This window comes from Sphingobium sp. LSP13-1-1.1, from assembly GCF_040676415.1.
Classification (GTDB): Bacteria; Pseudomonadota; Alphaproteobacteria; order Sphingomonadales; family Sphingomonadaceae; genus Sphingobium.
Genome location: NZ_JBEGHU010000023.1, coordinates 86043 through 98467 on the forward strand (window position 1 = coordinate 86043; position 12425 = coordinate 98467).

Below are 12425 nucleotides of genomic sequence, written 5' to 3' on the forward strand. Positions count from 1 at the left end.
CACTCCGCGCCCTCCCATATCCCTACTGTGACGCTGGTTTAAAAACCGACGACCACAGACCCAATGAAGGTGCGCGGCGCACCGATCTGCGCGAAGGTGATGCTAGTGTTGGACAGGGTGCCATCAAAACCACCGACATAGAATTTGTCGAACAGGTTGGTGATGTTCAGCTGGATCGCCACACCCGGTGCCCCGAATTTTTCCAGCGAATAGCGTGCGTCCAGATCGACCACCGTATAGGCCGGGGCCTTAGCGCCATAGACCTGGGTCAAGGCCCCGTTGATCGTCTGATATACCGGCAGATTCTGGTCGTTCACATAACGCGGACCGGTGCGCTTCGCCTGGACGCCCAGCCGGAAGCCCTCGACCTCACCCTGCACACGGCCGCCCAATGTATAGACCGGCGCACCCGATTCCCGCTTGCCCGCGGTCTGGCCGACCGTAGTGGCATTCAGCTGGACATCGTCCTTGATCTCGGACTTGAGGTAAGAGCCGAAGGCGTAGAACATCAGTTCCGGAATCGGCTGATAGGTCACGCTCCCATCAACGCCATATTTGTCGACCCGGCCCAGATTGCGGTAGATGGTGACGTTGAGATCACGATCATAGGCCTGCGCCAGACGGTTATGGTAGATGGTGTACCAACCCGACAGTTGCGCCTGCAATTTGCTGGTGCGGTAACGGACACCCAGATCGAAATTGTCGGTGGTTTCCGGGCTGGGATTAGCCCCTTCGGTATCGAGAGCATAGAAGAAGCTGTTGTACAGATTGTCCGTACCCGGCACCTGCAAACCCTTCGAATAGTTGGCGAACAGGCTGGCAGCCCCGCTCAGATCGAACACGATGCCTGCGTTCGGCAACAGCTTGTCATATTTGAAGACGCGCCGCTGCGGCCCCTGAATGGTCGGATTGGCCGCCGCATAGGCAACCGACGCTGCATCGTCGCCAAAGCACCGCAGATTGCCGCCCGCCGTCGCGGTAAAGCAATAATTGTTGAGGTCGCGCTTGAAGAAAGGTGCACGCAGACCAAGATTCACGGTCAGCGCATCGAATTCGCCGCGATATTCGCCCGAAACCTGATGCAGGATTGCATAAGAGAGGCGATTGCGCTTCTCGACCAGATTGCCGTTCACGTCCGCGATCGGATCGTCGATCGCGAAATATTCCGATCCGAAGCCATCGGTGCGCAGATAAGCCGCTTCGCCGGTCTGGCGATGACGGCCGCGATCATAGCTGTAGGCCACGCGGATCGTGTGATGATCGTTGATGTCGTAACGTAGCGATGCGATCAGGCCATAGCGATGCGTCTGGGTCTGGCTCGGCGTCACAAGGCGGATGGTGTCCAGCATGTCGCCGTCGCCGTTGAGATCGCGCCCGAAATAATATTGGGTGGCGCTCGAAGAGCCCTGAATGAAGCCGACCTGCCCTGCCAGCCCCGAACTGGCCGGAGTGCGGCCTTCCGAAGCGATGCTCGTACCGCCGCCATTGGCCTTGGTATATTGATAGCTCGGATCCACCGTCAGGATCAGGCCATCAGCCAAGGTGAAGCGCGAGTTGATACGGATATTGCCCGTGTCGGACGGATTGTAGCGATATTCATAGTCGGAACCGCAGGCGCTCGCGACATCTGCCACGCCCGCGACCGGGTTCGGAATGGTGCAACGCGCGGTTTCGTAGAAGCGCTCGTCCTTGCTGGTCGGGAAGCGGTTGGCGCTGGAGCTGCCCACGACGCGACCATCATCGACACGCAGCGGCACCGAGCCAAAGAAATTGTTGCGGTTCTTATTAAAATGACCGGCGAGCGATATGAAGTCACCGTTGCTACCGATCGGCTGATAGATCTTGGCGTTATATTGCTGCTTGTTGATCTCGCCGATGCCACCATAGATGGCGTCGTTGCTTGCCCGGCTGGCCGAAAAGAAGGCCCGCGTGCCCCATGGGGTGAAATTGCCGGTCTGAACCATGCCAAACAGACGGAAAAAGCTGAAATCGCCGACCGAAGCGACCATCTTTGCGCCGAATTCCTCGCTCGGGTTAATCGAACGATAATTGACGGTCGAACCTGTCGCTGCGGCAGTCGGGCTGTCGACGTCCGTGGTCCCCAGATTGACGTTCACCTGATCGATGATTTCCGGGTCGAGCTGCTGGTTCGAATAAAGCGCATAGCCACCGGTGTCGTTCAGCGGCAGGCCGTCGAAGGTCTGCGAGATGCGGCTGTCGTCGAAACCGCGAATGGTGAGCGTACCGCCAGCCGAACCGAAAGGATCGTTGTTCTGGAAGCTGACGCCCGGCAGCTGGTTGATGACTTCGTTGATGCTCTGGCCCGGCGTCTGCGCCTGGATGAACTCCGCGCCCAGCACGACCTTGGCCTTGCTGGTGTCGGGCAGCAGCACGCCAGCGACGCCCTTGTCGACGGTCGCGCCCGTGACGACGATCTCATTTTCGAAGTCGATGGATCCGGTCGACTGAGCGAGTGCAGCGACAGGCGCAGCCACGGCAAAGACGGCAGCGACAGGCGCTGCGCTAAACATAAGAAGCTGTTTCATATGATTTTTGTCCCTTTGGAAGTTGGCGTATCGTGCCAGCTCTTATTTTGCTCTGTGGAGCTGGCGCCGCCTGTGGCAGCCGATAGCAACGGCCCTGTGATGCTCTGATTACAGTTTTACGACAATATAATAGCATCAGGATGACCGCAGCCGCGTATCGCCAGAAAGCGGGTTCAAGGGACTTTCCGCCTTTTACATAACTCATTGTTTTCAAATGATTATAATTGCGGCCAATTTCGCTGTTTAACAGTGGTGCAGTTTTGCAACGCAGCAGGATTTTTTGTGCGACCGCGTCGAAGTTTATGAAAAAGGGGCCGGCGAAACATCGCCGACCCCCAAATTTCAATTCCTGAAGGTTGGATTCAGGCCGCGTCTTCGGCCCTTTTGTCCTTCTCGCTGAATACGCGAATCGGTTCCTTGTTGCCGGCGACCACATCCTTGTCGACCACCACTTCGCCCACGCCTTCCATCGAGGGCAGGTCGAACATCGTGTCGAGCAGGATCGCCTCAAGAATGGACCGCAGTCCGCGCGCACCGGTCTTCCGCTCGATCGCCTTTCTGGCGATCGCGGTCAAAGCATCGTCGGTGAAGCTGAGCTCGACATTCTCCATGTCGAAAAGCTTGGCATATTGCTTCACCAAAGCATTTTTCGGCTCGACCAGGATCTTGACCAGCGCGGCCACATCCAGATCCTCCAGCGTCGCGATCACAGGCAGACGGCCGACAAACTCCGGGATGAGGCCGAATTTCAGCAGATCCTCCGGTTCGCTCTGACGCAGCAATTCCCCGGTCTTGCGTTCTTCGGGAGCAGCGACATGGGCACCGAAGCCGATCGACTTGGCTTCCAGACGGTCGCCGATGATCTTTTCCAGGCCTGCGAACGCCCCGCCGCAGATGAACAGGATGTTCGTCGTGTCGACCTGCAGGAATTCCTGCTGCGGATGCTTGCGGCCGCCCTGCGGCGGAACCGAGGCAGTCGTGCCTTCCATCAGCTTCAACAGCGCCTGCTGCACACCTTCGCCCGACACGTCGCGCGTGATCGAGGGGTTCTCCGCCTTCCGGCTGATCTTATCGATCTCGTCGATATAGACGATGCCCCGCTGCGCCTTCTCGACATTATAGTCGGATGCCTGGAGCAGCTTGAGGATGATGTTCTCCACATCCTCGCCCACATAGCCGGCTTCGGTCAGCGTGGTGGCGTCAGCCATGGTGAAGGGCACGTCAAATGTCTTGGCCAGGGTCTGGGCCAGCAGCGTCTTGCCGCAGCCGGTAGGGCCGACAAGCAGGATATTCGACTTGGCCAGTTCCACCTCACCCGGCTTCGTGCCGTGGTTGAGGCGCTTGTAATGATTGTGAACAGCGACGGAGAGGACGCGTTTCGCCCGGTTCTGGCCGATCACATAATCGTCCAGCACATCGCAGATTTCCTGCGGGGTCGGCACGCCGCCATCCTTCTTGCCGACGAGACCGCCCTTGGTTTCCTCGCGGATGATGTCGTTGCACAGTTCCACGCACTCATCGCAGATGAACACGGTCGGCCCCGCAATCAGCTTACGCACCTCATGCTGCGACTTGCCGCAGAAGGAGCAGTAAAGCGTGCTTTTAGAATCGGAGCCCGTAAGCTTAGTCATTCGCCATTCTCTCTTCCCTCTGCCAGGCGAACTGCCGCCTGTGGTGAGGGATATGGTGGTCCTAGGATCATCCTAGACCGCGACGCGCCCGTTTCACAAGGGGAGAAAAGGGCGCGTGCGGCAAATATGGGTTTAGCCCTCGGCAGTTTCCGCCAACGCCGGGCGGCGGTCGAACACCTCGTCCACGAGCCCGAACGCCTTGGCCTCTTCTGCCTCCAGGAAGGTGTCACGGTCCATGGCGCGCTCCACTTCCTCTAGCGAACGCCCCGTATATTGGACGTAGAGGTTGTTGAGACGGCTGCGGATGCGCAGGATTTCCTTTGCCTGAATCTCGATGTCGGACGCCATGCCCTGGGCGCCGCCCGATGGCTGGTGCACCATGATGCGGGCGTTGCTAAGCGCGATGCGCTTGCCCGGCTCGCCAGCGGCAAGCAGGAAACTGCCCATGGAGGCCGCCTGGCCGATGCAGACGGTACCGACCTGGGGACGGATATATTTCATCGTGTCGTGGATCGCCATGCCGGACGTCACCACGCCGCCGGGCGAGTTGATGTACATCCAGATGTCCTTCTTCGGATTTTCCGACTCAAGGAACAGCAACTGAGCGACGATCAGCGAGGCCATATGATCCTCGACCTGCCCGGTCACGAAGATGATCCGCTCGCGGAGGAGGCGCGAATAGATGTCGAAGCTGCGCTCGCCCCGGTTCGACTGTTCGATGACGATGGGGACCAGAGCGGCCATGGGATCGGACATGATATCGGTCATTTTGCTCTTTCAGGGTGTGTTGCTTTTGCCCGTGCTCTACATCGGCACAAAAGACGGACTGTTCAAGGGGTCGCGTGAAACGCGGTCGGATTGCTTGGCTGAACGGGGCGCAATCAGTCGCGCCGGGCGAAGTCGGAAGGCGCCTTGAAGGCGAGATAGGCAAGCCGGCGAATCTCTCGACGGCCGCGCACCACCGTATCCAATATGAGGCCGCACATGCCCGAAAGCGTGGCGAGGATCATGAGGCCCGTCACCAATATGGCGGTCGGGAAGCGCGGCACAAGCCCCGTCTTCATATAGGTGACGATCAGCGGGGCCGCGAGGACCAGCCCTGTCAATGCCAGCAGCGCGGCGATGATGCCAAAGAAGAGGATTGGCCGTTCGATGCGATAGAGCGTGATGATCGTCCGCAAAATGCGCCAGCCGTCCCGATATGTACTGAGCTTGCTCACCGATCCTTCCGGCCGCGCGCCATAGGCCGTGACCACCTCCGACACCGGCATGGCGAGTTCCAGCGCGTGCACGCTGATCTCCGTCTCGATCTCGAAACCGGCGGAAAGGACAGGAAAGCTTTTGACGAACCGCCGGGAAAAGACGCGATATCCGGACAATATGTCGGTAAAACTCCGCCCGAACAGCCGCTTGAGCAGGCTGGTGAGCGCCCAGTTGCCGAAGCGGTGCCCGCGCCGATAGGCCTCCTCAATCTCGCTGCGCCTTGCTCCCACGACCATGTCGAGATTGTCTTCGAGCATTGCCGCCACCATCTTCGGCGCGGCAGCCGCTTCATAGGTCGCGTCGCCATCAGCCATGATGTAGATGTCGGCGTCCACATCCGCGAACATGCGCCGGACCACATGGCCCTTGCCCTGCTGCGCCACGCGCCGGACGATCGCCCCTGCCCCGGCCGCCAGTTCGCGACTGCTGTCCGTGCTGTTGTTGTCGAAGACATAAACCTCGGCAGAAGGGAGCGCCTGGCGGAAATCCTCCACCGTCCGAACAATGGCGCCGGCCTCGTTATAACAGGGCAGGATGACCGCGACCCGCGGCATGGCTACGCCCGCTTCGCTTCCTGCTGCCGGAAATTCCTTCATCGCCCCACAAACCTTCTTGCCCCGCACATTGCCCAGAGACGATCCATGCTCTCGCAAAGGCGACTTGCCCCATCTTCGCGGAGATGGCGGAACCGCTTGGGATTTCCTCTGCCATGCCGCGTCCGAAATGAAAAGCGCCCGGGCTTCCTTGCGAAGCCGGGCGCTTGTCCATCCATATCGGCAGAGCTCACTCAGCCTTGGCGGCGGCCTTCTTGGCCGGAGCCTTCTTGGCCTTGGGCTTTTCCTCGGCTGCGGCCTCTTCAGCGACGGCCTCATCCTTCTTGGCAGCGGCCTTCTTCGCCGGCGCCTTCTTGGCGGGAGCCTCTTCGGCAGCAGCCTCTACGGGCGCCGCGGCCTCGGCATCGGCAGCCTTCTTCTTCGGCGCAGCCTTCTTCGCCTTGGGCTTCTCGTCATGATCGTGATCATGGCCGCAGTCCGGACCATGGACATGCGGCTTCAGATCGCCATCCTCCGCCTCGATCGCTGCTTCCAGTTCCTCGCGGCTGACGGCACGATCAGTGATTTCAGCCTTTTCGAAGAGGAAATCGACGACCTTGTCCTCATAGAGCGGCGCGCGAAGCTGCGCGGCGGCCATGGGGTCCTGACGGACATATTGGACAAAACGCTCGCGATCCTGTGGGCCGTACTGCTGCGCGGCCTGCATGATCAGGCGATTCATTTCCTGCTCGCTGACGACCACGCCGTTCGCCTGGCCGATTTCCGAAAGAAGCAGGCCGAGGCGGACGCGACGCACCGCGATGGCGCGATAGTCTTCCTTCTCCGCTTCCATTTCCTTGAGGGCCGCTTCGGGATCTTCCTCATGGCTCGCTTCATGCTGAAGCTGGGCCCAGATCTGGTTGAATTCGGCCTCGACCATGCTGGGCGGCACGTCGAAATCATGCGAAGCGGCCAACTGGTCGAGCAACTTGCGCTTCATATAGGTACGGGTCAGGCCGTTATGTTCCTGCTCGATCTGGCCCTTCAGCAGCTCCTTGAGCTTGTCCAGACCTTCCAGTCCCAGCGACTTGGCGAAATCATCGTCCAGCTTGGGCTTGTCAGCGTTCAGGATCGCCTTGACGGTGATGTCGAAGGTCGCTTCCTTGCCCGCAAGGTGCGCAGCGCCATAATCTTCGGGGAAGGTGACGGTGATCGTCTTCTCGTCGCCCTTCTTGACGCCGGTCAGCTGCTCCTCGAAGCCCGGGATGAACTGGCCCGAACCGATCTTCAGCTTCACATCCTCGGCCGAACCGCCTTCAAAGGCTTCGTCGCCGATCTTGCCGACGAAATCGATGGTCAGCGTGTCGCCGTCCTTGGCCTTGTGGCTGGCGGAATGCTCTTCCAGAGCGCCCTGCTGGGTCGCGATGCGGCCGGCGGCCTCATCGACCTGCGCGTCGGCGACTTCGGCGGTCAGACGCTCCAGCTTCAGACCTTCGATGCTCGGCGCGGTAATTTCAGGCAGCACTTCCAGAGCGACCTTGACCTCGGCGTCCTTGCCGAACTCGAAATTCTCGTCCAGCTCGACCGAAGGCTGCATCGCGGGGCGCAGCTTCTGGTCAGCGATCAGCTTCTGGATGCTGTCCTGGATGGAGCTGTTGAGCGCGTCACGCTGCAACGACTCGCCGTGCATCTTCTTGACGAGATTGGCGGGCACCTTGCCGGGGCGGAAGCCGGGCATGCGCACCTGCGGCGCGATGGCGGCCACTTCCTTTTCCACGCGGGCGTCGATATCCTTCGACGTGATGGTCACGGTGTAGGCGCGCTTCAGGCCCTCGTTCAACGTCTCGACAGTCTGCATCTCTTCTCTCAAACGCTTTCTTCAGCTGAATTTCGTTGGCGCCTGCGCATCCATGAGTCTGGCGCACTGGTGCGGGCGAAGGGACTCGAACCCCCACATCTTGCGATACCAGAACCTAAATCTGGCGCGTCTACCAATTTCGCCACGCCCGCATCGGTCGCCGGTCGGCGCGGCATAGAGAAAAGCTGCCCATGAAGCAAGGGCAAGCGGTCCAGCCTGTGGATAACCGGTGGATAAGTCCAAACGGAACCCATTTGCACGCCCGCGCGTAGCCATGCCAAGGAGAAAAACGATGGCCACCAGACCCGATACTGCGCCGGACATATTGCCGCCCCCCGACCGGATCAACCCCCAATCGCCGCCCGAAGCCCCCGCCCCCGACGCGCCGCAAGAGACGCCGGCCGGCCAGCCGCCCGAAATCCTGCCCGATAGTCCCGATTTCGACCAGCCTGACCGGACGCCCCCCGAACTTCCTCCCGGCTGACCGATATTTTGGCCACAGCGGGCGGGTTTTCCACAGACAAGGGAAATAATGGTTGCGCAGGCGCTGGACAGGCCCCTGCATCCATGATTGAACTATGACAAACAGATGAATGCGGGAGAGGCGCGGCTGACAACAAGGGGGTCATCGTGCAAGGGGTTCGCGCTAAGCTGGAATGGTTCAAGGCAGTGATCCTGCCACAGGAAGCTGCTCTCAGGGGGCGTCTCAGGAGGATCCTGCCCGCCAATCAGGAACTGGAGGACATGGTCGCGGAGGTTCTTGCCCGCGCCTACGCTACCGACAACTGGGAAAATGTGACCACGGGTCGCGCCTATCTTTTCACCATTGCCCGAAATCTGGTGATCGATACGGCCCGGCGGAACAAGGTGGTGAGTTTCGAAACCATCGCCGATCTGGAGCTGCTGCAGGGCCAAAATGATGTGGAAGCGCAACTCCACGCCCGTGAAGCCCTGCGCCAGGTCGAGGCGATGGTCGACGCGCTTCCCCCGCAATGCCGCCGGGTCTTCATTCTCCGCCGCATCCACGAAAAATCGATGCTGGAAATAGCGGGCGAAATGTCCCTGTCCGTTTCTACTGTTGAAAAACATCTGGCCAAAGCGATCACAATAGTTATGCGGGCCTGGGCGGAACGTGAGGAAACGGATTTCGAACGTGCGGGCGTCGGGACCAGAATCGGGCTGCGAAAGCAGGGACGAGATCGAGGCGGAAGCCGCGCGCCTGCTGGCAAGGCTTAACAGCGCCCACGGAACCGAAACCGAAATTGAAGTCTGCCGCTGGATCGCAGCCGATGCCCGCCACGCCGTGGCATTCGCCCGCGCCGAAGCCGCCTGGGAGGCGGCCGAGCGACTGAAGAGCGCCGCCGCCGAAGTCAACCTGCCCCCGCTGGAGGCCATTGTCAGCGAGGAGCAGCAGCGCCGCCTCTCGCGCAACATCATGGTCGCCGCCGCCATTGCGGTGATGCTGTTCATCATTGCCGCCATCGTCACTATTCGCACATTCAGCGGCGTGGACCATTATGAAACAAGGATAGGGCAGATCAGCGACATCGCGCTCAACGATGGCTCTACCCTGCACCTCAACAGCGACAGCGCCGCCGAAGTGCGTTTCACCGACCGTGGTCGCAAGGTCCGCATATTGAAAGGCGAAGCTTCTTTCGACGTCTCACACGACCGTTCCCGTCCCTTCGACGTGGAGGTCCGTTCCGCCGTCATCAGAGCCGTGGGCACGGCCTTCAACGTGCGGCTTCGTCCGGCGGTGGTGGAACTGACAGTCACGCAAGGCACTGTCACGGCCTATACGGGCAACACGCCGGGCCAGCAGATCAGCGCCGGAAGCGGTGCCGTGATCCAGCCGCGCAGCGTATCGCTCACCCATCTGCATCCGCGTCTGATCGATCAGCGCACTGCCTGGCGCGAGCATATGGTGGAACTGGACGGAGAGACGATCGAACAGGCGGCCAACGAATTCAACCGCTACCGCGTGGCGCCGATCCTGATAGGCGACACGCGGGTTTCCTCTCTCCGCGTCGGCGGACGCTTCCGCATCACCGACAGCAAGGCATTCCTCTCGGCACTCCGATCGAGCCTGCCGATCCGCGTGGTCGACGGTCAGGACGGCTCCGTCATGCTGCTGTATCAGGACGAGGAAGACATTGCGGCGGATGGTGCCAACAAATAAGGGCGCGAATCTTCGGACCATGCGCGGCGGCCCAATCGCTCCGGATCAAGCCAGCAGTTCGCGCACCAGCGCAGGCACCAGGACGCTCGCAGCGCCCATCCGGCTTTCCTCGAAATAAAAGCTGCCGGCCGACGGCTCCAGGTTCAACTCGAGCGTCCGGGCGCCCACATGGCGCGCGGTCTGCACGAATCCGGCAGCCGGATAGACCGCTCCGGAAGTGCCGACCGAAACGAACAGGTCGGCTTGTCGCAGTGCGTCGTCGATCAGATCCATTTGGTACGGCATTTCTCCGAAGAACACGATATCGGGCCGCAACGCTCGACTACCGCACCCATCACAAATCGATCCCGGCGGCAAGGAATGCGTCCATCGCATGGCCTTGCCACAAGCCGCGCAAAGGGCGGACAGCAACTCCCCATGCATGTGGACCAGCCGCTGCGCCCCTGCCCGCTCGTGCAGATCGTCGACATTCTGGGTAACGATCAGCAACTCGCCAGGCCATTCCGCATCAAGCGCCGCCAGCGCCTCATGCGCGGCGTTGGGCTCCACCTCGGCCAGCCTGGCTCGCCGCTCATCATAGAAGCGATGCACCAGGGCGGCGTTCCGCTCGAGGGCTTCAGGGGTGCAGACGTCCTCGACCCGATGCCCTTCCCACAATCCGTCGGGTCCGCGAAAGGTGGCAAGGCCGCTTTCGGCCGAAATCCCCGCTCCAGTCAGGATCACGATGTTGCGAATGTCGTCCATGTCATGGTCCCGTGCGATGGCGGCGTGAAGGGCCTATGCCTCATGGAGCGCTGTTCCGGCAATATTTCGCGAGCCCAGTCTGTCCGCCACTACAACGCATTCGCCGATTTCCATGGAGCCGCTTTTGCGGCACGGGGATGACAAGGCCACCCCGTTCTGGCATCGGCCGTGCGACCAGATTGGGGATGAGACTGATGACACGGATCGGCATTTACGGAGCGGCAGGGCGCATGGGCCGCGCCATCGCGCAGATCGCGCTGGAGTCCGGCCTGGAAGTTGCAGGAGGCACGGACCGCGACGGCGAAGGTGAACTGGCTCCCGGTATCCCCATCGGCACCGATCCGATCGCGCTGGCTGAAAAAAGCGACGTGCTGATCGACTTTTCGGTGCCCGCCGCGCTTTCGGCCCATCTGAATGCCTGCATCGCGGCGAAGAAGCCGATCCTAATCGGTACCACCGGGCTGGAACCTGCGCATCATGCGCTGATCGACGACGCATCGGCACAGATTCCGATCCTCCAGACCGGCAATACCTCGCTGGGCGTCAATCTGCTGGCGGCGCTGGTGGAACAGGCGGCGGCGCGCCTGGGCGACGATTGGGACATAGAAATTGTGGAAATGCATCACCGCCACAAGGTCGACGCACCGTCCGGCACTGCCCTGCTTCTGGGCGAGGCTGCGGCGCGAGGGCGCGGCATTGCTCTGGCGGATCATAGCGAGCGCGGTCGTGACGGCATCACGGGAGCACGGGCAAAGGGTGCGATCGGCTTTGCCGCGTTACGCGGCGGTTCGGTGGCGGGTGATCATCAGGTCATCCTGGCGACAGAGGGCGAGCGGATCGAAATCGGTCATCGCGCCGAAAGCCGCACCATCTTCGCCAGGGGCGCGGTGAAGGGCGCGCAATGGCTGATCGGCCGGCCCACGGGACGCTATGGCATGAAGGGCGTGCTGGGTTTGTAAGCGCTGATGAAGAAGGAGCAGATCTTCGATTTTTTCAGCCGCCTCGCTGAAGCCAATCCAGCGCCCAGAACGGAGCTGGAATATGGCAATGACTATCAATTGCTGGTCGCTGTCGTCCTTTCCGCGCAGGCGACGGACGTGGGCGTCAACAAGGCGACGCGGGCACTCTTCCGCCAGGTCCACACACCGCAGGAGATGGTGGACCTGGGCGAGAAGGGCCTGAAGCAGCATATCAAGACGATCGGCCTGTTCAACGCCAAGGCGAAGAACGTCATCGCCCTGTCCGAAATCCTGGTGCGCGATTTCGGGGGAGAGGTGCCGCACGACCGCGACGTCCTGACCACCCTGCCCGGCGTCGGGCGCAAGACCGCCAATGTCGTGGTCAACACCGCCTTCGGGCAGGAGGCATTCGCGGTCGACACCCATATCTTCCGCGTCGGCAACCGCACTGGTCTGGCACCGGGCAAGACGCCGCTCGCCGTCGAGCTGAAGCTCGACAAGCGGGTTCCCGGCCCCTTCCGCCGCGATGCCCACCACTGGTTGATCCTGCACGGCCGCTATGTCTGCAAGGCTCGGAAACCCGAATGCTGGCGCTGCATCGTGGCCGATCTCTGCCGTTTCAAGCCCAAGACGCCCGCGCCCGACGCCAATCCTTGATTATTGTGCGGTTCAGGCGCCGCGCGGTAGAAGGAGCCACAGGACGGATGATGCG

General features: G+C 61.1%; 11 protein-coding genes and 1 tRNA gene. 5 read left to right on the top strand and 7 right to left on the bottom strand.

Annotation, left to right across the window (positions count from 1 at the left end; genetic code table 11):
* Positions 1 to 38: 38 nt before the first annotated feature.
* The 6 genes from MRBLSP13_RS12410 to MRBLSP13_RS12435 all read right to left on the bottom strand — a co-directional run bounded on the left by MRBLSP13_RS12410 (position 39) and on the right by MRBLSP13_RS12435 (position 7983).
* Entirely contained in the window at positions 39 to 2546 is a 2508-nt protein-coding gene (locus MRBLSP13_RS12410; protein WP_363734665.1) for a TonB-dependent receptor, read from the bottom strand.
* Positions 2547 to 2908: 362 nt separating this feature from the next.
* Positions 2909 to 4177 carry an ATP-dependent Clp protease ATP-binding subunit ClpX gene (gene clpX / locus MRBLSP13_RS12415; RefSeq protein ID WP_176590957.1) on the bottom strand — a complete coding sequence of 423 codons (1269 nt, stop codon included), beginning with the start codon at positions 4175 to 4177 and terminating at the stop codon, positions 2909 to 2911.
* Between the two features lie 132 nt (positions 4178 to 4309).
* Positions 4310 to 4945 carry an ATP-dependent Clp endopeptidase proteolytic subunit ClpP gene (clpP, locus tag MRBLSP13_RS12420; protein WP_363734664.1) on the bottom strand — a complete coding sequence of 212 codons (636 nt, stop codon included), beginning with the start codon at positions 4943 to 4945 and terminating at the stop codon, positions 4310 to 4312.
* 113 nt (positions 4946 to 5058) lie between these two features.
* Complete coding sequence (locus MRBLSP13_RS12425; protein WP_133652137.1) at positions 5059 to 6036, bottom strand: glycosyltransferase family 2 protein; 978 nt, start codon at positions 6034 to 6036, stop codon at positions 5059 to 5061.
* Between the two features lie 187 nt (positions 6037 to 6223).
* Positions 6224 to 7831 (bottom strand): trigger factor, encoded by a 1608-nt coding sequence (tig, locus tag MRBLSP13_RS12430; RefSeq protein ID WP_363734663.1) that lies wholly within the window; start codon positions 7829 to 7831, stop codon positions 6224 to 6226.
* Positions 7832 to 7898: 67 nt separating this feature from the next.
* A tRNA-Leu gene (locus MRBLSP13_RS12435) sits at positions 7899 to 7983 on the bottom strand.
* A gap of 140 nt (positions 7984 to 8123) precedes the next feature.
* Here MRBLSP13_RS12435 and MRBLSP13_RS12440 point away from each other — a divergent pair.
* From MRBLSP13_RS12440 to MRBLSP13_RS12450, 3 genes are all read left to right on the top strand, one after another.
* On the top strand, positions 8124 to 8315 hold the full coding sequence (locus tag MRBLSP13_RS12440; RefSeq protein ID WP_363734662.1) for a hypothetical protein: 192 nt from the start codon (positions 8124 to 8126) through the stop codon (positions 8313 to 8315).
* Positions 8316 to 8461: 146 nt separating this feature from the next.
* Positions 8462 to 9067: an RNA polymerase sigma factor gene (locus MRBLSP13_RS12445; RefSeq protein WP_133652140.1), complete on the top strand. Its 606-nt coding sequence runs from the start codon at positions 8462 to 8464 to the stop codon at positions 9065 to 9067.
* Positions 8985 to 10010, top strand: a complete 1026-nt coding sequence (locus MRBLSP13_RS12450; RefSeq protein ID WP_363734661.1) for a FecR family protein — start codon at positions 8985 to 8987, stop codon at positions 10008 to 10010. Before MRBLSP13_RS12445 ends, MRBLSP13_RS12450 begins: the two co-directional genes overlap by 83 nt.
* A gap of 45 nt (positions 10011 to 10055) precedes the next feature.
* Here MRBLSP13_RS12450 and MRBLSP13_RS12455 read toward each other — a convergent pair whose 3' ends face one another.
* Positions 10056 to 10754 (bottom strand): NAD-dependent deacylase, encoded by a 699-nt coding sequence (locus MRBLSP13_RS12455; protein WP_363734660.1) that lies wholly within the window; start codon positions 10752 to 10754, stop codon positions 10056 to 10058.
* A 194-nt stretch (positions 10755 to 10948) separates the two neighbouring features.
* Between MRBLSP13_RS12455 and dapB the strand changes: the two genes are divergently transcribed.
* Together dapB and nth are read left to right on the top strand one after the other, a co-directional pair.
* Positions 10949 to 11713 (top strand): 4-hydroxy-tetrahydrodipicolinate reductase, encoded by a 765-nt coding sequence (dapB, locus tag MRBLSP13_RS12460; protein WP_363734659.1) that lies wholly within the window; start codon positions 10949 to 10951, stop codon positions 11711 to 11713.
* Positions 11714 to 11719: 6 nt separating this feature from the next.
* Positions 11720 to 12370, top strand: coding sequence for an endonuclease III (nth, locus tag MRBLSP13_RS12465; protein ID WP_363734658.1), 651 nt, complete (start codon positions 11720 to 11722; stop codon positions 12368 to 12370).
* The last annotated feature ends 55 nt before the right edge of the window (positions 12371 to 12425 follow it).

Coding starts and splice junctions, on each gene's coding strand:
- MRBLSP13_RS12410 (WP_363734665.1), bottom strand. CDS start 2,546: ATGAAACAGCTTCTTATGTTTAGCGCAGCGCCTGTCGCTGCCGTCTTT.
- clpX (WP_176590957.1), bottom strand. CDS start 4,177: ATGACTAAGCTTACGGGCTCCGATTCTAAAAGCACGCTTTACTGCTCC.
- clpP (WP_363734664.1), bottom strand. CDS start 4,945: ATGACCGATATCATGTCCGATCCCATGGCCGCTCTGGTCCCCATCGTC.
- MRBLSP13_RS12425 (WP_133652137.1), bottom strand. CDS start 6,036: ATGAAGGAATTTCCGGCAGCAGGAAGCGAAGCGGGCGTAGCCATGCCG.
- tig (WP_363734663.1), bottom strand. CDS start 7,831: ATGCAGACTGTCGAGACGTTGAACGAGGGCCTGAAGCGCGCCTACACC.
- MRBLSP13_RS12440 (WP_363734662.1), top strand. CDS start 8,124: ATGGCCACCAGACCCGATACTGCGCCGGACATATTGCCGCCCCCCGAC.
- MRBLSP13_RS12455 (WP_363734660.1), bottom strand. CDS start 10,754: ATGGACGACATTCGCAACATCGTGATCCTGACTGGAGCGGGGATTTCG.
- dapB (WP_363734659.1), top strand. CDS start 10,949: ATGACACGGATCGGCATTTACGGAGCGGCAGGGCGCATGGGCCGCGCC.
- nth (WP_363734658.1), top strand. CDS start 11,720: ATGAAGAAGGAGCAGATCTTCGATTTTTTCAGCCGCCTCGCTGAAGCC.